General features: G+C 47.8%; 19 protein-coding genes. 16 read left to right on the top strand and 3 right to left on the bottom strand.

Features of this window, described 5'->3' with window-relative positions; all coding sequences use genetic code 11:
* Nucleotides 1–393: 393 nt before the first annotated feature.
* The 3 genes from ACTTK6_RS00560 (at nt 394) to ACTTK6_RS00550 (ending at nt 3,065) form a co-directional block, all read left to right on the top strand.
* Complete coding sequence (locus ACTTK6_RS00560; protein WP_462832324.1) at nt 394–1,092, top strand: response regulator transcription factor; 699 nt, start codon at nt 394–396, stop codon at nt 1,090–1,092.
* Nucleotides 1,076–2,551: a HAMP domain-containing sensor histidine kinase gene (locus tag ACTTK6_RS00555; RefSeq protein WP_094907565.1), complete on the top strand. Its 1,476-nt coding sequence runs from the start codon at nt 1,076–1,078 to the stop codon at nt 2,549–2,551. The genes ACTTK6_RS00560 and ACTTK6_RS00555 overlap by 17 nt, the downstream gene beginning before the upstream one ends.
* Nucleotides 2,552–2,636: 85 nt before the next feature.
* Nucleotides 2,637–3,065, top strand: coding sequence for a hypothetical protein (locus ACTTK6_RS00550; protein WP_462832323.1), 429 nt, complete (start codon nt 2,637–2,639; stop codon nt 3,063–3,065).
* 43 nt (nt 3,066–3,108) lie between these two features.
* Here ACTTK6_RS00550 and ACTTK6_RS00545 read toward each other — a convergent pair whose 3' ends face one another.
* Together ACTTK6_RS00545 and ACTTK6_RS00540 are read right to left on the bottom strand one after the other, a co-directional pair.
* Nucleotides 3,109–3,399, bottom strand: a complete 291-nt coding sequence (locus tag ACTTK6_RS00545) for a DUF3892 domain-containing protein (protein WP_462832322.1) — start codon at nt 3,397–3,399, stop codon at nt 3,109–3,111.
* 191 nt (nt 3,400–3,590) lie between these two features.
* Nucleotides 3,591–5,084 (bottom strand): UDP-N-acetylmuramoyl-L-alanyl-D-glutamate--2,6-diaminopimelate ligase, encoded by a 1,494-nt coding sequence (locus tag ACTTK6_RS00540; protein WP_462832321.1) that lies wholly within the window; start codon nt 5,082–5,084, stop codon nt 3,591–3,593.
* Between the two features lie 175 nt (nt 5,085–5,259).
* On the opposite strand from ACTTK6_RS00540, the gene ACTTK6_RS00535 reads away from it, so the two are divergent.
* From ACTTK6_RS00535 to ACTTK6_RS00510, 6 genes are all read left to right on the top strand, one after another.
* Complete coding sequence (locus tag ACTTK6_RS00535) at nt 5,260–6,861, top strand: sensor histidine kinase (RefSeq protein WP_462832320.1); 1,602 nt, start codon at nt 5,260–5,262, stop codon at nt 6,859–6,861.
* A complete protein-coding gene (locus ACTTK6_RS00530; protein ID WP_462832319.1) occupies nt 6,854–7,534 on the top strand; it encodes a response regulator in 681 nt (226 codons plus the stop codon). Before ACTTK6_RS00535 ends, ACTTK6_RS00530 begins: the two co-directional genes overlap by 8 nt.
* A 152-nt stretch (nt 7,535–7,686) precedes the next feature.
* Complete coding sequence (locus ACTTK6_RS00525; protein ID WP_079474886.1) at nt 7,687–8,664, top strand: tripartite tricarboxylate transporter substrate binding protein; 978 nt, start codon at nt 7,687–7,689, stop codon at nt 8,662–8,664.
* Nucleotides 8,665–8,679: 15 nt separating this feature from the next.
* The gene (locus ACTTK6_RS00520) at nt 8,680–9,138 is read left to right on the top strand and encodes a tripartite tricarboxylate transporter TctB family protein (protein WP_079474887.1); all 459 of its coding nucleotides are present in this window, start codon (nt 8,680–8,682) and stop codon (nt 9,136–9,138) included.
* A gap of 18 nt (nt 9,139–9,156) precedes the next feature.
* Entirely contained in the window at nt 9,157–10,650 is a 1,494-nt protein-coding gene (locus ACTTK6_RS00515; protein WP_079474888.1) for a tripartite tricarboxylate transporter permease, read from the top strand.
* Between the two features lie 95 nt (nt 10,651–10,745).
* The gene (locus ACTTK6_RS00510; protein ID WP_094907560.1) at nt 10,746–11,540 is read left to right on the top strand and encodes a PhzF family phenazine biosynthesis protein; all 795 of its coding nucleotides are present in this window, start codon (nt 10,746–10,748) and stop codon (nt 11,538–11,540) included.
* Between the two features lie 63 nt (nt 11,541–11,603).
* On the opposite strand, the gene ACTTK6_RS00505 is transcribed toward ACTTK6_RS00510, so the two are convergent.
* Nucleotides 11,604–12,179, bottom strand: coding sequence for a non-oxidative hydroxyarylic acid decarboxylases subunit B (locus ACTTK6_RS00505; RefSeq protein WP_094907559.1), 576 nt, complete (start codon nt 12,177–12,179; stop codon nt 11,604–11,606).
* 332 nt (nt 12,180–12,511) lie between these two features.
* On the opposite strand from ACTTK6_RS00505, the gene ACTTK6_RS00500 reads away from it, so the two are divergent.
* The 7 genes from ACTTK6_RS00500 (at nt 12,512) to ACTTK6_RS00470 (ending at nt 21,108) form a co-directional block, all read left to right on the top strand.
* Nucleotides 12,512–13,906: an NCS1 family transporter gene (locus tag ACTTK6_RS00500; RefSeq protein WP_094907558.1), complete on the top strand. Its 1,395-nt coding sequence runs from the start codon at nt 12,512–12,514 to the stop codon at nt 13,904–13,906.
* Nucleotides 13,907–13,995: 89 nt separating this feature from the next.
* Nucleotides 13,996–14,592: a transglutaminase-like domain-containing protein gene (locus ACTTK6_RS00495; protein WP_094907557.1), complete on the top strand. Its 597-nt coding sequence runs from the start codon at nt 13,996–13,998 to the stop codon at nt 14,590–14,592.
* 148 nt (nt 14,593–14,740) lie between these two features.
* Nucleotides 14,741–16,018: a PrsW family glutamic-type intramembrane protease gene (locus ACTTK6_RS00490; protein ID WP_094907556.1), complete on the top strand. Its 1,278-nt coding sequence runs from the start codon at nt 14,741–14,743 to the stop codon at nt 16,016–16,018.
* 14 nt (nt 16,019–16,032) lie between these two features.
* Complete coding sequence (nei, locus tag ACTTK6_RS00485; RefSeq protein ID WP_094907555.1) at nt 16,033–16,854, top strand: endonuclease VIII; 822 nt, start codon at nt 16,033–16,035, stop codon at nt 16,852–16,854.
* A gap of 126 nt (nt 16,855–16,980) precedes the next feature.
* Nucleotides 16,981–18,555, top strand: coding sequence for a DcuS/MalK family sensor histidine kinase (gene dcuS, locus ACTTK6_RS00480; RefSeq protein ID WP_233133177.1), 1,575 nt, complete (start codon nt 16,981–16,983; stop codon nt 18,553–18,555).
* Between the two features lies 1 nt (nt 18,556).
* Nucleotides 18,557–19,267: a response regulator gene (locus ACTTK6_RS00475; protein WP_079474897.1), complete on the top strand. Its 711-nt coding sequence runs from the start codon at nt 18,557–18,559 to the stop codon at nt 19,265–19,267.
* 134 nt (nt 19,268–19,401) lie between these two features.
* Nucleotides 19,402–21,108 (top strand): SLC13 family permease, encoded by a 1,707-nt coding sequence (locus tag ACTTK6_RS00470; protein WP_094907553.1) that lies wholly within the window; start codon nt 19,402–19,404, stop codon nt 21,106–21,108.
* Nucleotides 21,109–21,117 lie beyond the last annotated feature (9 nt).

Raw genomic sequence — 21,117 nt, 5'->3', positions numbered from 1 at the left:
ATTGTCGAAAGGAAAAGTGCAACAGATAACTGGCACGCATGAAGAAAAGATGAGGATATGCAGTTTGCTGGTTGCCAGGACTTTAAATATGTTGACCCCCCTAGAACAACGATTGATCGTCCTGTAACTGGGGAAGAAGCCGAAAGCTATGTGGATACGAAGGCTCTACGCAAACCATCCAATTGTGTTTTAGCTGGGTTTTATTACTCGGCTTAAGAGCTGCACTCACTCGGGTAGTGCACTCTTCATGGAATTACCCCCTAGATTCATATAGCTGTACGCCCTCGTTCCCCCGCGAGGGCTTTTTTTTATACCGGCCTGCAGGGAATACTCGTTTTTTCCTGTGGCTCGTTGATTTATAATGAAAGTACATAGAGAAAGGAGAGAGCGTATATGAGCTCGATTCTTGTCATTGAAGATGAAACATCGATTAGCCAGGTGCTTCGGGTCTACCTTCAGAAGGCGGGCTTTGAAGTGACTCAAATATATGAAGGAAATGAAGCTGTAGAAGCGTTCGACCAGGGGGCGTTTGACTTGGCCTTAATTGACGTCATGCTTCCGGGCCGGGACGGATGGGCGGTGCTTGAACATATCCAGAACACGAGTGACTGTCCGTGTATTATGCTGACCGCGCTCGGGGACGTGGACTACCGCTTAAAGGGTTTTGACGGCGGGGCAGATGACTACATTCCAAAGCCATTTGAAGGCGATGAGGTTGTCGCCCGTGTGCAGGCGGTGCTCCGGCGCAGCGGCAGAACTGCTTCCCCTTCCGAGGAAGAACATTATCTTAAACGGTTCGGGAGCCTGGTCATTGATGAAAAAGCGTATTCCGTGACGCTGAATGGCCTGCAGCTGGATCTGACCCCTCGGGACCTGTCGCTGCTTATTTTTCTGAGCAATCACCCGAATCAGTTTTTTGACCGGGAGCAGTTGATCTCTCACGTATGGGGCATTGATTACGAAGGGAGTGACCGCGCGGTGGATTTGGCCATTAAACGGATCCGCCGGTCATTGAAAAACTGGCCGACCGAAGAAGGAGAGATCAGGACGCTCCGGGGAGTGGGGTATCAGCTCAGTGTTAAAGAGGAATAAAGACAAAAAAGTATCGCTGCTCCGCTACTGGACAACGCGTTATTTTATCACCCTTTGTATTGGCTTAATTATCATTGGTTTAATTTCATTTTTCTGGCTCCGCTCCTACAACCTTGAACGGGGATTGAATGTTACCTCCTTTCTGGCAGATGAAATTTCGGAGGATCTGGCCGGTGCGGAAGATAATTCAATTGGCTTAAATGCCGATCTTGCCGCCTACGTGCGCGAGCGCCAGCAGGCTTTTGATATTGAAACAGAGCCGCTTGTTTATGTCGTGGATAACAACGGAAACATCGTCTCCAACTCGTTGTTTGGGAATTCTCTTTATCAGGATCCCGTCGTATTTCCGGATTCATTTCTCGAGTCCGGTCCCCAGACGGTGAAAGTGCAGCAGGGGAGTCTGGAACAGTATCTGGTGAAATCACGTATCCAGAACGATAACGGTTCGTTTGAAGGGTGGGTGGTCATTGTCCAGCCGGCTGATTCATTAATTAAAGTTGGCGGACAGTATCAGCTGGTCGGCATCCTGCTTGTGAGCCTGGCGATATTGGGATGGCTTACGATTTACATTCTTTCCAAGCGGATGCTGCGTCCGATCAAGCAGATTGCCGAAGCCTTTCAGCGCGTGAAGGAAGAAAAATACGCCATACGCATCGATACTGAAGCAAAGGAACGGGAAGTCGATGAACTGGTTACTGGCTTTAATGATATGACTACGAGACTGGGGCAGCTCGAGAGCATGCGGACTGAGCTGCTTGCTGGTGTCACGCACGAGTTAAAAACACCGGTTACGTCCATCAGTGGGATGGTCCAGGCAGTCAAAGATGACGTAGTGACGGGCGATGAGGCAAAGGAATTCCTGAGCGTGACGCTGGCTGAAACGGGCAGAATGCGCAACATGATCGCTGACCTGCTGGAATTTAACACCTTTTCCTCCCAGGGCGTGCCGACAGACATGCAGCCGCTGACGCTGGAGTCGCTGTTAAATGAAGTTATTCACCAATGGTCGATTTCAAATGACACGGACCGGCTGGTTATTCAAAAGCTTTACGGAGAGCAGACGCATGCGGTTTATACCGATCCGATGCGCTTTCAGCAGATTATGGTTAATCTTTTAAATAACGCAAATCAGGCAATGAATAAAGAAGGGACTTTAACGATTCAATGCAGAGAAAAAGATGAGCATATGGTAGCCATTGAAGTCATAGACAGCGGGATTGGCATTGATGAGGAGGAGCAGCTGCTGGTGTTCGAGCGCTTCTACCGGGGCGAAAACAAAAAATACAGCGTGCACGGTCTGGGGCTCGGGCTTCCTTTCAGCAAATTAATCGCCCAGGGGCTCGGCGGTGATCTGTATCTGCAGTCGAGCCGCCCGGAAGAAACAGTGTTTGTATTTGAGCTGCCGCAGGACGCATCAGACAAAGACGGCGGTCACGAAAAACAAACGGATGCGATGTAAAACTTTTGTTTGACTTTTTCCTGACATCTTCTCTTTATACGATATAGGAAGATTACACTCTATGTATAAAAAAGAGGTTGAATTGATGAAAAAATGGATGTACGCCATAATCACCGCTTGTATATTGTCGAGCGTGGTACTGCCGGCCAATGTATCGGCACAAAAAAGTGAAATGGGAATCGAACGGCTGGGCACAGATATTCGGGAAAACAATTTAATGAAAAAAGCAGAGCATTACGGCATCGCTACCAAAAATAAAGACGAACAGACGATTATTGATGAAGTGCTTCTGTCGGAATGGAAAGAAAAAGCCGCTGCTTACCGTGTAGAGGTAACGGAGGATGTAGCGCAGATGATGGCTGATGTGCGGGTAAAAGAAATTATGCATGCTGCTGAAGTGCTCGGCATTGATGCGGCAGGAAAAGATAGTGAAGATGTGCTTGAAGAAATTTTAGACAACTATGCTTCTGAAGCTGAAGCAGAGGGGCTTTATCCATTTAAGCAAGAATTATAAAAAGCAGCGTACCTTTTACGGAAGGTACGCTGCTTTACTGCTTTTACGGGGTATAAGTCGGTTCAAATGTCGGGAGCTTTAATAGATTGTCAGTCGTTGATTGATCTGGATGAGTCCGCAGATAAGCCGGCGAGTCTGGGTCTTCCGGATGGACCGTATCCACGCGCACCTTGTCTCCGCCATCTACGCGGTAATAATAATCTTTGCCTTCATCAATGCTTGCAATCGCTTTTTCGATTGTTTCTTCGGTGCCATCGACCAGCTGTATATGCGTAATATGCTCTTCTTTTTCCCGGCTGCCGCCTATATGGACAGCAGTAATTTGATAATCCATGAAAAGCCTCCTTTACATATTCATATTACGGGTGTTCCCCGAAAGATAAAATTTTAATCCAGGGAAGTCTTTCGAGAACATTATTAACGAAATGTTTGGGAAGACACGAATGCTTTTCTCTTAATTTTATAATATAGCGAAAAGCCCAGGAGAACGATAAGCTCTCCTGGCCCGGGCCTTTTTAAAAATATTTATGATAGCTGCCGGTTTTCCTGAAAATAAGAATCAATTACTTCGAGTTCATCATAGGGCACATGCTGGTCTTTGATCACCTGGTAGCCGCCAAACCCCAGGCCGGTAATGACCACCAGGTCACCGGATTCAGCCAGGGAGAGTGCTGTATAAATGCCGTCCTCCCGGTGCTTTCTTTTGTATACATTTTCTGCTCTGGGGTTCTGGAAGCCTGAAGCAACGTCATCAACGATCCGCTGCCGGTTATACGGACCGGGGTGATCGACGGAAACGACGATATGATCCGCTTTTCCTTCTACCACCGCCGCCATTTTCGGCCGTTTAGCCGGATCGCGGAGACCAATACCGGTGATCATCAGGATCAGCCGATTGTGCGGAAGATTTTTAACCGTGTCTACGACCAGTTCTAATGCGTCAGGCGTATGGGCGTAATCGAGAATGATCTGCTTTCCTAGATACTCAGACACTATCTGAAAGCGTCCTTCGGCGCCCTGAATATCCGGGAGAGAATATAGAATTTCAGAAATTGGATAGCCGGCAGCAAGACATGAGCCTACTGCAGCAAGAATATTGGAGATATTATATTCGCCAAATACCGGCGCTCTTGCTAAGTAAGAGCGTCCCTGCACGGTCAGCAGGAAGCTCGAACCTCTTGCATCCGTGCGGATGTTGCTTGCCATAATGTCTGCGGAGCACCGGATGCCGTATGTCCAGACTGGCCCGTCGAACATGTCCAGAATGTCCCGTGCCATGCCGTCATCATCAAGATTTACTACAGCCTGGCGGGACTGCTCAAACAATTTTAATTTTGCCCGTTTATAATTTTCCATTGTGCCGTGAAATTCCATATGCTCAGACACGAGATTGGTATGCACGCCTACCTCAAATTCAAGTCCATGCAGGCGCTTTAAATCGATGGCAATAGAAGTAGCCTCCATTGCTACCGTTCTTGTTCCTTCATCGTAAAAGGAAGCAAAAATATCATGAAGGTCTGCCGCTTCCGGCGTAGTCGGGGTGGTAGGCTTAAACGGGTACTTATCGCTTTTAGACCATACTCCAGCTGTACCTATAATGCCCGAAGGCTCTCCTAAATTATTCAGCATTGACCGTATATAAGCGGTAACAGTAGTTTTTCCGTTGGTCCCTGTTACCCCGAAAAGGTTCATTTTTTTGTGAACGTAATGATGCAGATGCGCTGCATAGTCAGCCATCGCTGTTTTGCTGTCTTCAACCAGCACAAATGTGACAGCCGGAAACAAAGCAGCGTATCGGGTTAATGTTTCGCGGTCGCTTCCTACGATGGTGGATGCGCCATTACGAACAGCATGTGGAATGAAAGTATGCCCATCCATATTTTTGCCCGGTATCGAGACAAAGCAGCCGTTTTCCTGAACTTTTCGGGAATCATAAGTCACATGCGTGATAGTCGATTCAACCGGGCCGAAAACGTCCTGAAAGGGCAGAGAATTATTTTTTTTCCACGTCCATTTCATCTACTTGTTCTCTCCTTTCTGCTTCTAGTCACAACTACCGGGGCAGGAAGTATGTGTGATACCCCATTCCCTATGAAAAGGGAAAGTAATCCTTGTTTCCTAAATACATGTTTTTCTATGATAGGATAAAAGATATTCTAAGCTTGGAGAAACCAATTATGAAAGAAGGGGCACGTTGAACCGGAAAAAATATAAGCTGCAGACAAAAATTGGAGTTCTGGTCTTTTTGCTTTTGTTGCTGGTAATTGTTCTGGCGAACAGCGTCTATGCATGGAATGAGCTTCGCCAGGAAACAAATGACGCAAGACAGCTGGCTCTGCAAACAAGCCGTTCCGTGGCGGGCTTTCCTGCAGTAGAAGAGGCCTTTGAAAACGGGGAAGGGCAGGAAGCGGATGTTATCAGTGAGCAGATACGCACGCAGGTAAATGCTGACCGTGTGTACATAATTAACAGGAACAGCGAAATTATTGCAGGTGGTGGAGAAGATCTGAATCCTGATGCCCGGGACGCCTATACGGCCCTGGTATTCGGAGGGAGCTATGTAAGGGAAGCGGATAAGGATCAGGAAGGAATAATACGGAGCCATGCGCCTGTTTCGGTTGATTACGGGGATTATACCTCCGTGGAAGGGGCGGCAGTTGTTGAATATTCCATAGCTGCTATCCGGGCAGATGTGTGGCGGCAGACAGGCCGGACAGCTATGATCTCCTTGATTGTTCTGATGATTGGAGCGGCAGGTACCGTCTGGCTTTCACGGAGTATCCGTTCAGATACACTTGGGCTCGAGCCTTACCAGATTGCTGAACTGTACCGTGATCGGGCGGCTATTATCAGCTCCGTGCAGGAAGGAATTATTGCTGTAGACAATAGCGGCCGGATAACGATGGTTAATCGGGCTGCCGAAGAGCTTCTTCAGCTCCCAAAAAATCAGGAAGGACTTTTGATTGACGAAGTGTTTTCATCACCCCGGAAAAAGAACCTGCTGGAGGGGGATGAAGTGATTCGAAATGAGGAAATAATAACTACCTCGAAAACCTTAATTGTAAACGAAAGCCCAATAGCCCAATATGGAAACAGAATTGGAAGGGTGTTTACCTTTAGGGACAAAACGGACATGAAGCAGATGATAGAGGCGTTCTCTGATGTGAAAAAGTATTCTGATGACCTGCGTGCCCAGTCCCATGAATTTACGAATAAGCTCTATGCGTTAATGGGTCTTTTGCAGCTGGGTTATTACACTGAAGCTGAGCAAATGCTTAGAGAAGAGTCTAAAATACAGCAAAAACACACGAAAATGGTAGTAGACCAAATAAAGGATGAAAAGCTTCAGGCTGTGCTCCTTGGAAAAGCCGCCGCGGCCTCGGAAAAGAAAACCGGTTTTACCGTTGATCCCGAATCTTCTTTGGAAGCAATGCCTGAGCACGTGACGCTGACTTCATTAATTATTATTGCAGGGAATTTAATTGATAATGCGATGGAGGCTGTAAATGGCCAGACCACACGGGAAGTAAGTTTTTTTGTCACCGATATTGGAAAGGATATTGTGATGGAGATAAAGGATAACGGGCCGGGAATGCCCGGGTACCTGCAGACAGAGCTTTTTCAACAGGGCACATCTTCGAAAGGAGAGGGCCGCGGTTATGGTATGACAAACGTCAAAAATGAAGTCGATGAACTGGGCGGGACGATTGAAGTGTATTCAAATCTGGAGGAAGGCACTGTAATAAGTGTGTTTATTCCAAAAGAAATAGAAAAGGAGGAGTTACGCGATGCGTAAGGCATTAATTGTAGAGGATGATTACCGTATCGGTATGCTGCATGAAAAATACTTGGAAAGTATCGACGGCCTCGAATCCGCCGGTCATGCCCTCAATGCGAAGGAGATGTGGGCACTGCTCCGGGATAGAGCGGCTGACGTGCTGTTGCTGGACATATATCTGCCAGATAGTATGGGAATACATTTGCTTGAAGATATCCGCCATTATTATCCAGAAATGGACATTATCATTATTACTGCAGCCACAGACCGGGCATACCTTGAGAAGTCTCTGCGCGGGGGCATCGTGAATTATTTAATCAAGCCGGTAACCATCGAAAAATTTGAACAGACCATGAAGGAATACTTATCGAAAAGAGCGGTGCTGGATTCCGTAGAAAATGTGGATCAGCAGTTCATCGATGATTACATGGCGCAATCTTCTGCAATGAAACCCGCGGCAGATAAACGAAAACTTCCCACCGGTATTGATTATTTAACACTGGAAAGAATTGAAAAGGTTTTACACGAGGCTGGAGGAGGACTTACTGCAGAACAGGCGGCCAACAGAATAGGTGCTTCGAGAACCACGGCGAGAAGGTACCTGGAATTTATGATTTCTGAAGGAGACGCAGAAGCACGATTGGAATATGGCATAGTGGGGCGTCCGGAACGGCATTATTATGAAGTTTAAAAAGAGTTCATGGACGAACTCTTTTTTTGTGCACAAAATAAACAAAATACACGAAAAAAATTAAAAACGAATAATTTTGAAAACGATTACAATTTACAGAAAAATCTTTAAGATGATGAATAATATAAACAAAAGTGTGAGGAGGGGACTCATTGAAACGAATAATACTGTTGTTATTATCCATTGCTTTTATTGGCGGCTGTTCCGCAGAGCAGTCTCAGGGAGAAGAGAGCGACTATCCGCCGGATTTGATTGAATTTGTGGCTCCAGCCACTCCCGGAGGCGGATGGGATCTAACTGCGAGATCGATGCAGAGAGCGCTGAACAATAATGAACTGGTGGAATCTGATATTAATGTTGTGAACAAACCCGGTGGCGGTGGCGAAGTAGGATTTCAATATTTAAAAAACAGGGATAGCAACACTCTTGCGGTCAATTCAAGCCTCTTATTTACAAACAATGAACTCGGATTAAGTGAATTGTCCCACGAAGATTTTACCCCGCTTGCGATTTTAGCCACCGAATGGCAGTCCATCGCGGTTGGGCCGGACTCAGACTATGACAACTTAGAAGCTGTCATGGAACAGCTGAAAAAAGATCCGGAATCGCTAAAAATAGGCGTGGCGCCGGGACTCGGCAATGATGACCATCTTTCATTTATTCAGGCAGCACAGGAATACGGAATCGATCCATCCAAGCTTGATTTTCTCGTTTATGAAAGCGGTGGCGAAGTGGTCACAGCCCTGCTTGGCGGGCATATTGACGTTGCCACGATGTCTGTATCGGAAGCAAGTGAGCAATACAAGGCCGACCGGCTGGACATTGTAGGAGTCTCTTCGGAGGAGCGCCTGGAGGAGCTGCCGGAGGTGCCGACTTTCAAAGAGCAGGGCGTGGACCTGGTCTTCCCTCACTGGCGCGGCGTGATGGGGCCGCCTGATATGACTGAGGAGGAGATTGCCTATTGGGACGAGCGTCTCCAGCAAATGGTCGAGACGGAGGAATGGCAGACTATTCTTGAAAACAACCAGTGGGACGATTACTACATGAACGCGGAAGAAACAGAACAATTTATGGACGAACAGGAACAAACTTATCAAGAGCTGCTGACGAATGCTGGTCTGACAGAGTAGAAAGGGGTGCTTCCTATGACAGTGGTTAAATTATCGCTGCCGGCAGTATTTATACTAACGGCGGTAGGATTTATCATCGCAACATTTAATTTACCCCAGGCCAGCCTGGGAAATGCTTTCGGACCACATTATTTTCCGATGGGTGCATCTGCATTGCTTCTTCTATTGAGTGTTTTTTATTTCATCCGCTCCTACCGGGAACGCCATGAGGAGCATAAAGAGGATGAAGACATCAGGGCAGTCGCTAAAGGACGGACTCCGTATATTATTGGCGGGACACTTATATTTGGAGTAGTGTATGCGCTTATATTCGATTTTGTTGGTTACATCATCGCTACGTTACTGTATTTGGGTGTACTGATGTTCATTATTAACGGCAAATCCAAGTGGCTGATCAACGTATTAACGACAATTATTTTCACGTTTATGTCCTGGTACATTTTTGCTGAATTGCTGAATATCAGCCTGCCATAACAACTAGGGGGAATAAATATGGATTATGGATATTTTATAGATGGCTTAATGAATGCAATAACCCCCCTTAACTTACTTTTTGTTTTTTTAGGAGGGCTTCTTGGCACGATTGTAGGGATGCTCCCCGGATTGGGGCCTGCCACAGGGGTAGCTGTCCTGATACCGGTGACGTTTGGCATGGAGCCAATCAGCGCCATGATTTTATTAATAGCCATTTATTACGGAGCAATGTACGGGGGATCGAGAAGCTCCATTCTGTTGAACACGCCCGGCGACGCATCGGCAATTGCTGCTTCATTTGACGGCTATCCGATGGCAAAAAAAGGCCAGGCTGGACAGGCGTTAGCCATAGCTACGATAGCCTCCCTGGTTGGAGGCACTGTAGCGGTCATAGGCTTTACGTTCCTGGCAGGGCCTCTGGCTGATTTTGCCATACGCTTTGGCCCGGCAGAATACTTTTTACTAATGCTTTTCACACTTTCAGCGATTGTGTCTTTGTCCCGTGGAGATATGCTGAAAGGGTTTATTTCCATGCTGTTCGGACTGGTGCTGAGTACGATCGGTGTGGATGCCCAAAGCAGTGTTTACCGGTTTACGATGGGGCTGCCGCAATTGGCAGAAGGCATTGATTTTTTGATCGTTATCATCGGAATCTATGCGGTGGGAGAAGTATTGTATAACTTTATCGCGATAAACCGTCCGCCGGAAAAGAAAAACAAAGTCGAAAGCTTATGGTTTACAAGAGAGCAATGGAACGCATCGAAGCTGCCTATTTTTCGCAGCGCGCCGCTAGGCTTTATAGTTGGGGTGCTGCCTGGCGCCGGAGGCTCTATTGCCTCGATGCTCGGCTATACTACGGAGCGTCAGCTGTCCCGGACCCCGGAACGGTTTGGCCAGGGAACAGCGGAAGGAGTAGCTGCGCCGGAATCAGCGAACAACAGTGCTTCTGTCGGGGCCTTGATTCCACTGCTGAGTATGGGTATCCCCGGCTCCGGCACAACAGCGGTATTGCTGGGGGCTCTAGTGATGCTTGGCATTCAACCGGGACCGCTGCTGTTTGAAAGTGAGCCGACCACTATTTGGACGCTGATCAACAGTATGTTTATCGGAAACTTGTTTTTAGTGGTCATTAACATTTTATTAGTAGGACTTTTAATTAAAGTGCTTGATACACCGTCTAACATTTTATATCCATTAATATTGATGCTTGGCTTTATTGGTGCCTATACACTCAGCTACAGCACGATCGATTTTTACATCCTGTTGGCCTTCGGCGTGCTCGGACTGGCGTTTAAACTACTTCGCTTTCCAATCGCTCCTTTAATTCTGGCATTGATTGTCGGACACGATATGGAACAGAATTTCCGCAAAAGTTTAATTGTCTCCGACGGCAGTGCTTCTGTATTTTTTTCTTCGCCGATTAGTGTTGTGCTGATTATTATGATTATTTTATCGATCAGCGTACCTTTCATCCTTAGTGCAGTAAAAAACAAAAAAGCAAAGCAGGCATAATTTATTGGACAGGCACGGACTCTGGCGAGTTCAGTGCCTCTTTTATTAGGCTGTGCTACAATGCAGGCAGAATAACAGAGACAAGGAGAAAAAATATGAAGATATACACAGTGGACGCTTTTACGAGTGAGGCTTTTTATGGAAATCCGGCAGGCGTTTGCCTGTTGGAAGAACCAGATCAGAAATCCGCGGCATGGATGCAGCAGACAGCCGCAGAAATGAATTTGTCTGAGACAGCCTTTTTGATGAAAAAGAGAGAGCAGGAATATGAAATACGCTGGTTTACCCCATCCGCGGAAGTAGATTTATGCGGCCATGCGACACTGGCTTCGGCGCATGTGCTGTGGGAAGAGATGAAAGTGCCGGACGCTGAAACCGTTACTTTCCATAGTGCAAGCGGGCCGCTGACGGCGTTTAAAAAGGAAAAAACGATCTGGCTCGACTTTCCATCAGAGCCTCCCGAACCTGCGCCTTTACAGGAAGGACTGCTCGAGGCCCTTGGGGTGGAAGCGCCTTCGGTGGAGCAAAACCGCATGGATGTTATCGTAGAGGTGGATTCCGAGCAGACGCTTCGAAGCCTCGTGCCGGACATGAAAGCATTGGCGCAGCATACCACGCGCGGATGCATAGTTACTTCTTTATCGGAAGAGGAAGGCATCGATTTTGTGTCACGTTGTTTCTTTCCGGCAATTGGCGTGGATGAAGATCCTGTCACGGGTTCGGCGCACTGCGCCCTGGGGCCTTACTGGGCGAAGCGGATGGCGAAGCAGCACTTTACTGCCAGACAGGCGAGTACACGGGAGGGCGTGGTAAAGGTGGAAATGCACCGCAGTCGCTGCCACATAGGGGGCCGGGCTGTGACTGTGATGAAAGGGGAGTGGCTGGTCTGATAATGTCCAAAGAGAAACGAATTCAGAAGAAGAAGCGGGCGCCTGTTGACCGGGCGTCCGCTTCTATTTGTGTTTCGAAGAAGACATGCCTTCCCATCGTTCAGCTTCGTCCATATGAATGCCAAATTGATCGAGCGTACGGTAGGCAATATGGTCGACAAGCTCGTCAATGTCTGCTGGATGATTGTAAAAAGCAGGCATCGGCGGGGCAATGGTCACCCCAAGCCTGGAAAGGGCCAGCATATTCTCAAGGTGAATAGTATTAAGCGGTGTTTCTCTCGTCATTAGAAGCAGCTGCTTTCGCTCTTTTAAAACGACATCGGCAGCGCGGGCAATAAGGTTATCCGCGAGTCCGTGACGGATGGAGGCGGTCGTTTTCATGCTGCACGGCGCGATGATCATGCCTTCCGTACGGAAAGAGCCGCTGGATATACGGGCTGCCTGGTCCTTCGAGGAATACGAAACGTCCGCCAGCTCTTCCACCTGGGCTGACGTGTACGCTGTTTCAAGTGGAATAGTGGCCTTGGCCCAGGAAGATAAAATTAGATGGGTTTCAATGTCGGTGGATTTTAGTATTTCGAGCAGCCGGATGCCGAAAATGGCGCCCGTAGCACCGGTCATGCCGATAATTAATTTCAAAAAAAGAACCTCCTTCATGCAGGCCGGTGGAAGGCCTAGTTCGCTCGTTTGATTGTATCATGAGTTAGAGCAAACACGCATGAAAGAGGGTGGCGGGAGAGATATTTAGGATTCCTGCAATTGCATTTTTATTTTGGTAGTGTAAGAAAATATACATATTAAATGATATAAATAATCTATTTTTAGCGATGATGCGCAGAGAAAATAATAAATTTGTGTGATAATGAACAATGATTCAGAATGTTTCCCTCCGATACAATATAATTAATCATTTAACGAATGAACTAATGAAACAAATAATAAATGTTCGTTTTTAATTAGGAGGGAAAACAATGCAGGCACGACAGGATTTGCGGCCAATTACCAATGAAAAGGAAAGAATTCTCGGTCCAAAAGCATATGTTGCAATGTGGTGGGGCGATACAATCATGATCGGAACGTTTATGCTCGGGTCGAGCCTGATCCCGCCCTTTGGTGATCTCAACCTTTACCAGGCGGGAGCGGCGCTGCTTCTCGCAAATATTATGGCTGCTCTGCTATTTTCATTAAATGGATATGTAGGCTGGAAGCACGGTATTCCGATGGTTGTTCAGCTTCGTTCGTCCTTCGGACCGATAGGCTCAAGAATTCCTGCGCTTTTACGGAGCATTCCGGCTTTGTTCTGGTTCGGTATACAGACTTGGCTTGGGGCGCAGGCGTTAAATCAAATTGCCTCGAGCTTTATAGGATTTGAAAATGTATGGGTATGGTTTTTCGGCTTTCAGGCCCTGCAGATTTTTCTTTCGGCTAAAGGGATTGAATCCATTAAATGGGTGGAGATCGTTGGCTCTGTGATTATTATGGGAGGTATCATCTACTTAATTTTTCTGTTTTTAACGACGTTTGGGTTCGAGGTGCAGGCAGCCGCAAACGTGGACGGATCCTGGGGCATTCCGCTCTGGCTTGCGATGACTGTGCTGGTTGGCCAATTTGCGGCGCTTTTAATCAATGTGTCGGATTATACGAGGTATGTGCCAAAAAGAACGAAGACATCTACCTATATTAATGCCCATATTATTGGTATGGTGCCGCCGAGTATTCTGCTTCCGTTTATCGGTATGCTCGGAGCGGCAGCGGTTGGCATCTGGAACCCGATTGATGTCATTTCTGAGTACATCCCTTCTACTGCTGCAAGCATTATCGTATTGGTCTTCATTGCGATTGCCCAGGTGACGACGAATTTGATGGCCAACATTATGCCACCCGCGCTTGTGGCCATGGACCTATTCAAAATTTCATGGGCAAAGTCATGCATCATTATCGGTATATTAGCTACCTTTACATGCCCGTGGTGGCTGATGAATGCTGCTTATTTCACCACGTTTATTGCGATCGTTTCCGCATTTTTGGGACCGGTGTTCGGTGTAATGATTGCAGACTTCTTTTTCGTGCATAAAAGGAATTACAATGTGGCGGCGCTTTACGAGAAGAATAAACTTTTCCAGGCGTTTAAAGGATGGAATCCGGCTGCAATTATTTCCATCGGTGTTGGTACCGCCGTTTCCTTTATTAATATTGACGGCTCCTGGTTTATCGGCGGGCTGCCGGCGCTGCTGCTTTATACTGTCCTGATGAAATACTGGATAGCTAGGCATGAGCCATATGTGCAGGAAGGCATGAAGCAGAGCTTCACCGAAGAAGAAGCGATAAACGAAAAGCCGGTGCCACAGTGGACAAAAGATTTATAAAGTATAGAGAAGAGCAGGCAAATGCCTGTTCTTTTTGTATTTTAATAACAAATAAAGTATAATTATACAAAAAAGAGAGAGGCGGTCTAATGAAAATTTTTTTGCGGGAAACGCACGATATCGATTATGAATCAGAAATAGCTCAACAGACCAGAGAAAAACTGTTCTTGCCGAAGATGAATGAAGAAGAGAAGGTGAAAGCGGCTTTTACATTCGTTCGGGATAGCATTGGGCACTCCTGGGATATTCGGGGGAAAACAGTGACCCGGAGAGCTTCTGAAGTTCTGGAGCATCAGGAAGGGATCTGTTGGGCAAAATCTCATCTTCTGGCAGCCCTTCTACGGCCGGAAGGAATCCCATGTGGTTTTTGCTATCAGCGGTTGATGCTTTTTGAAAAACCCGAAGACGGATATTGCATTCATGCATTAAATGCGGTCTGGCTTGTGGGCTGGGACAAATGGGTACGGCTGGATGCAAGAGGTAACAAGGCGGGCATCAATGCTCAATTTTTCACCGCTAAAGAACAGCTGGCTTTTGAAGTGAACGACGAGAAAGGAGAAATTGACTATCCGGGAATTTACGCGGACCCGCCGTCAGGGCTGCTGGACGTACTGGATCGTCATGAGGACCCGGTATATATGTACAGGTATGCGCTTCCGGAGTCGCTACCTAATAAAATGGTGTAGAGATAAGCTGGCGCTGTAAAAAAACAGGCTGGCTTTTTTTAATCTAGTGGTGGGCTGCGATACCTGGTTTGTGATAGACAGGGCTTATGATTGCTATCATTCGGGTAAAATGAAAGTAGCTGGAGAAGGAAAAGCAGGAGGGGAGTCTATGGATTACTGGTACTACAGACAGGAAGAAAAAGAGCATGGCCCGCTGTCGAGTGCGCAGATGCGGGCGTTAATTGATGAAAGACAGATTGGGGCTAAAACGCTTGTGTGGTCAGAAGCTACCGGCGGCCGTTGGCTTCCGCTCAGCCGTACTATACTCGTCGAAGCGCTTATAGAAGATGAAGATCACCCGGGCGACCAGGCGAGAAGTGCTTTCATCCGGGCTTCAACCCGGATTAATCAATACGTGGGGGAAGAAGGGGCGGCTGATTTTCATTTAAAAAACCTGTTTTCCAGCGTTTTTAAACGGCACACGAGGGACGAAGCAGAGCTGGTATTTATTTCCGGCACATCTCTGACGACACCGAATGAGCAGGAAATTCCGCTTTCGTGGCCAAAACCATGGCTGTTTTCGCGTGTATTCCTGGTGCTAGTGATAACATACCTGATTCTTTATGCATGTACGCTGTTTTTCGGCAATGTTTTGACGATTCCGGGCATGGTCGCGATTGGTTCATTCGCTGCCCCGTTTGCGCTCGTTGTATTTTTTTATGAACTGAATGCCCCGAGAAACATCAGCATGCTTCGCGTGCTGCAGATGTTTTTCGTCGGCGGGGTAGCGTCAATCTTCGTCACGCTGATTTTGTATTCGTTTATTCCCATCGGTGAAATTGGGTTCTTCAGCGCCATCGTTATTGGCGTTGTGGAAGAGATAGGGAAACTGATTATTATCGCGTATCTAATAAAAAAAACACAGGTAATATATATTCTGAATGGCTTGCTGATCGGTGCAGCTGTCGGAGCTGGCTTCGCTGCCTTTGAATCCGCCGGCTATGCGCTTAATTTCGGCCTGCAGTACGGAACCGGCGTAATGATTGACGTCATTTTTGAACGCGGATGGCTGTCGATTGGCGGGCATGTGGTGTGGGGAGCTATTATCGGCGCAGCTTTGCTGCTCGTGAAGCGGGATGCCCCGCTCCGGAGAGAGCATGTGACGGACAGACAGTTTTTAAAAATCTTTATTATACCGGTGCTTCTTCATGCAGTATGGGACATGCCGCTCGCTTTCTTTCCGGACAGCCGACTGGTACAGCTGGTTTTGATCGCAGTGGCCTGGTATTTGATTTTAACGATGATCCAGGCGGGCCTCCGCCAGATTGCAGGTCTGCACACGAGTGGCTTGAAGCCGGAACTGGCGGGCGGCGGGGAGCCGGAAGCCGAATCACAGTCCCGCGGCCAGACGATGTCGCGCATGGGACGTAAAGATAAAAAAGAATAGGAGAGAAGAGCGATATGCCCGAAGGACCAGAGATACGGCGGGAAGCCGATAAAGTGGAAAAAGCCCTGCAGAAGGGGTCGGTTATCGAAATGTATACGACGTTTGACCGGTTGAAAGCCTATGAAAACCTGCTGTCTGGGTCAAAAGTAAATAAAGTGGCCACAAAAGGAAAGGCGATGCTCATTCATTTGAGCAGCGGCTATACCATTTATTCCCACAATCAGCTGTACGGACGATGGTATGTTAAAAACAGCTACACCTACCCGAAAACAAACCGCAAGCTCCGGCTGGCCCTGCATAATGAGAAGCAGTCCGCTCTGTTATACAGCGCTTCGGATGTGGAAATCATGCCGACAGAAGAAATTGAAGATCATCCGTTCGTCTCCCGGGTCGGCCCGGATCCGCTCAGCGAGCAGGTAACGGTGGATATGATTGCAGCACGCAGCCTGGATAAAAAGTTTCGAAACCGGCGCTTCACGTCGCTTTTACTCGATCAGCACTTTATCGGTGGCATTGGTAATTACCTGCGCAGTGAAATACTGTTTGCTGCCGGCATTTATCCAGAGCAGCGGCCGGCGGATTTAAGTGAGGGACAGGTCCGCCAGGTGGCAGAAGCACTTCTTTTATTAATGAACCGCTCCTATAAATACAAAGGAGTAACGACCGATGAGACAGTTGTTGAAGGGGCAAAGGCCGAAGGGAAAACATACAGCGAGTACCGGCACTGGGTCTTTAACCGCGGCGGCCAGCCATGCCGGGTGGACGGCTCAGAAATCATCCGCTTTACTGCTGGCTCGAGGCGCTGTTACTATTGCCCGACCTGCCAGCGAAAATAAAGGCCAAACCGGCTTCTAGCTTCGTTTGAAAAAACCGTCAGCTCCCTGCATAATAAAACATGTTACCAGACATAAGTATTTGCAGCAGTGATGGGGGATATGGTGGGGGACAAGAGAAAAAAACCGTTGAAGCTCGTAACTTGGATTACCTTGTTGATTTCTGCAGTTATGCTGATTGCGCTTTGTATAACCGGTATCATTGTTGCTGTGGACACGGCTGACGATGTCCGGGATCAGCAGGCAGAGAAGGCATTAAATATTGCCCAGGCGGTCAGCCGCTCGCCGGAAGCAGCCGAAGCCCTACGTGCCGGTGAGCAGGGAGCAAGCCTGCAGGAATATACCAGGGAAGTTCAGCAGGCGACGAATATGGAATACATTGTTGTGATGGACATGAACAGCGTACGGTATACGCATCCACGCGAGGACCGGATCGGAAAGAAATTCGCCGGGGGAGACGAGACAGAGGCGTTGAATGGCCGGACGTATGTATCCACGGCTGAAGGAACGCTCGGTGTTTCCATGCGGGCTTTTGTGCCGGTAACGGCTGGGGGAGAGCAGATAGGTGTTACCTCAGTGGGCATTCTGACTGACAGCATCCAGGAGGACATCTGGGCAGACCAGAAAACGCTGGTGCTCGGGAGTGGTATTGGACTGGCAGCTGGTGTCCTTGGCGCCTTCTGGCTAGCCCGCCGTATTAAAAAAACCATGCATGGGCTCGAGCCGCTGGAAATATCGCAGGTGCTTGAGCAGCGGGAGGCGATTATGTCTTCCGTGCGGGAAGGTGTGCTTGCTGTGGACAGCAGCGGCAAGGTAATTCTGGCCAATGAGGCGGCCAGGGAACTGTTTGCAGAAGCCGGTGCTGATGAGGATCCGATGGGAAAAGACATATCGTATTTCTTTTCTGATTCTCTTCTAAAAAAAGTGCTGCAGACGAAAGAGCGGGAGCTTGACCAGATCCAGCAGCTGGATGAGGTAGAAATTATTGTTAGCTGTATGCCGGTGGTTTCCGATACGACGCTGCTTGGGGCGGTGGCTACCTTCCGAAACAAAGACGAACTGACGCGCCTCGTCGAACAGCTTTCCGGCGCCCGCACGTATGCAGAAACGCTGCGGGCCCAGTCCCATGAATTTATGAATAAGCTCCACGTGATATCAGCAATGATCCAGACAGAATCGTATGAAGAGCTCGACGACTATGTCATGAGTATTTCGAGCAACTATCGCCAGGAGGTCGGGTGGGTAACTGCATACGTAAAAGATCCGGTGCTTGCAGGATATTTAATGAATAAAATTTCCAACCTGCAGGAAAACGGCATTGAAGTGGAACTCTCGGGAAGCGGAATGTGGCCGGCGATGGCTGATCCTGAATGGACCGACCATATGATCACCATTATCGGCAACCTGATCGATAACGCCCGCGATGCCATGAACCACACTCCGTCCCCTCATTTATTTATGCATATTTACGAGGAGAACAGCTATCTTGGCTTTCAGATCGAGGATAATGGACGGGGGATGGACGAGAAGACGCAGGCAGAACTATTTGAACGGGGATATTCGACGAAAGGGGAAGGCCGCGGCTTTGGGATGTACAATACAAAGCGTTCGCTCGATACTTTGAAAGCAGAAGTGTTTATTAATTCCCAGCCAGGCGAGGGCACAGCCTTTGACGTACAGATACCCATGAAGAAGGAGAACTGAAATGAAAGTATTAATGGTTGAAGACGATCCAATGGTAGCTAAATTTAACCGCATGTATGTCGAGCGTGTTCCCGGGTTTGACGTAGCCGGCCATGCGGAAAACCTGACGAAAGCAAAAGAGATGCTTCAGGCAGAAGCGATTGATATTGTGCTTTTGGACGTATATTTAAGTAAAGAAAACGGCCTTGATCTTTTGGAGGAACTGCGAAAAGAACGGATCCCGGTGGATGTCATTGCAATTACATCCGCCAACGACACGTCGTCGCTCCAGCGAGCCAAAAGACTTGGCTGTACGGATTACTTAATCAAGCCGTTTCATTTTGAACGTTTTCGGGAAGCATTGTTAAATGTAAAGGAATGGCAGAAGGCCTCCGGGGCAAAAAAGGAATGGGGCCAGGACGACGTCGATCAGTTGTTTTTAGCCAACAAGGGGACCCGGGAGGAGCACGAACTGCCTAAAGGACTGACGACGGAAACCTTCCGGAATGTCGGCGAAGAGATTCTAAAGTATGCCGACAGCACCTTCACTACACAGGGACTTGCAGAAAGCACAGGTATTTCAAGAGTTTCTGTGCGAAAGTATCTCGCCTTTTTAGAAGGCGAAGGGGTGCTTAAAATAACAATGAATTATGCGGGAAGCGGCAGACCGCTCCAACAATATACGATGCCACCGGAGCAGGTGGAAATACTTAAGGACTGGATGGAAAAGTAAGAGAAAAGGCTGTTAGTTTTGATTATTTTGTTTACAAAAGTATGTGCTTACTTACAAAATGTATACAAAGAATCAAAACTTTATTATATTAGTCAGCAAGCGCTTTCAATAATCTGAAAATAGAGGTGAGAAGGATGAAGAATACGGTTGCGTCCGGGTGGAAATCATTATGGAACTCCCATCGGCAGACAAAAAAACTGCTGAATGTGTTTCAGACGGACCGGTCACCAACACGTCATAAGGAAGAAGAAATACAGGATCCTTCTACTGCAGGCCGCAATACCAGCCGCGGCGGTGATGATGGAGGAGGAAATGACGGGGGAGACAGCGGAGGGCACGGCCCTTCTTACAAACGTCCACAGCTCGTAGGACTTATTTTAGGGCCATTATTATTTCTGATTACCATGTTATTTTTAGATCCTTCCGGGCTGAGTTATGAAGGAAAAGCAGTTCTTGCCACCACGCTCTGGATTGCCACCTGGTGGATTACAGAAGCAATTCCGATCCCGGCAACTTCATTATTGCCGATTGTTCTGCTGCCGATCACCGGGGCACTTGATGGGGATACGGTTGTTTCTTCCTACGGTAATGATATTATCTTTTTATTCTTAGGTGGTTTCTTCATTGCTTACGCAATGGAAAAATGGAATCTACATAAGAGAATCGCGCTGTTTATCATCGCGGTTATCGGTACAAGCACCAACCGGATTATTCTGGGCTTTATGGTGGCTACAGGCTTCTTGTCCATGTGGGTGTCCAACACAGCCTCCACGATGATGATGCTTCCAATTGCGCTTGCAATCACGTATCAGGTGTCGGAAGCTCTTAAAGGAGAACAGGATTCCGAAAAAGAAGTGAAAAAATTCGAAAAAGCGCTTATTTTCGGTGTTGGTTACGCTGGAACGGTCGGCGGGCTCGGTACACTGATTGGAACGCCGCCGCTCAGTATTCTGGCTGCGCAGTCAGAAGAGCTGTTTGGCCAGCAGATTTCCTTTGCACAGTGGATTATGTTCGGCGCGCCGATCGTAGCCGTCTTCTTACTGATGGTGTGGTTCTATCTGACGCGTTTTGTTTACAATATCGGCTTTTCGAATATTCCGGGCGGCCGCGATATGATTCAGGCTGAAAGAACAAAGCTTGGAGCAATGAAGTACGAAGAAAAAATTGTTATGGCCGTGTTCGTATTTGCCGCGGTAATGTGGATTACACGTTCATTCTTCTGGCAGGAAGTAGTCGGAGTCGCCGGCCTCAGTGATGGCGGTATTGCCATGATCGCTACGGTGCTTTTGTTTTTGGTGCCTGCCACAAAAGAACAAGAAGACCCGCGGGTGCTTGTCTGGAAAGATTCCAGAGAGATTCCATGGGGCATTCTTCTCCTGTTCGGCGGTGGGCTGGCAATTGCTGCCGGCTTTAGTAACACGGATCTTGCCGAATGGATTGGTAACAGCTTAACTATTCTTGAAGGCGTAAATATTATTCTCGTTATCCTTGTATCTGCCACGCTCGTATTGTTCTTAACAGAAATTACGTCCAACACAGCAACAGGCACGATGATTATTCCACTGGTGGCTTCCCTTGCGATTGCCATTCAAGTGCATCCGTTTGCGCTGATGGTGCCATGTGCGATGGCTGCGAACTGTGCGTTTATGCTGCCGGTTGGTACGCCGCCAAACGCCATCATCTTCGGGAGCGGAAAAATACGAATCATCGACATGGTGAAAAACGGTTTCTTCCTGAATATATTTGCGATAATACTGATTACGACATTAGTTTATCTGGTTCTGCCGACGCTTTGGGGCATAGACTTAACCACTGTACCGGAAGCTTTTCTCAATAACTAAGGAGGCCCC

It is taken from the genome of Marinococcus salis, assembly GCF_054971365.1.
Note: the sequence above shows the minus strand (reverse complement) of the source record. Positions and strands in the feature narration are given on the sequence as shown.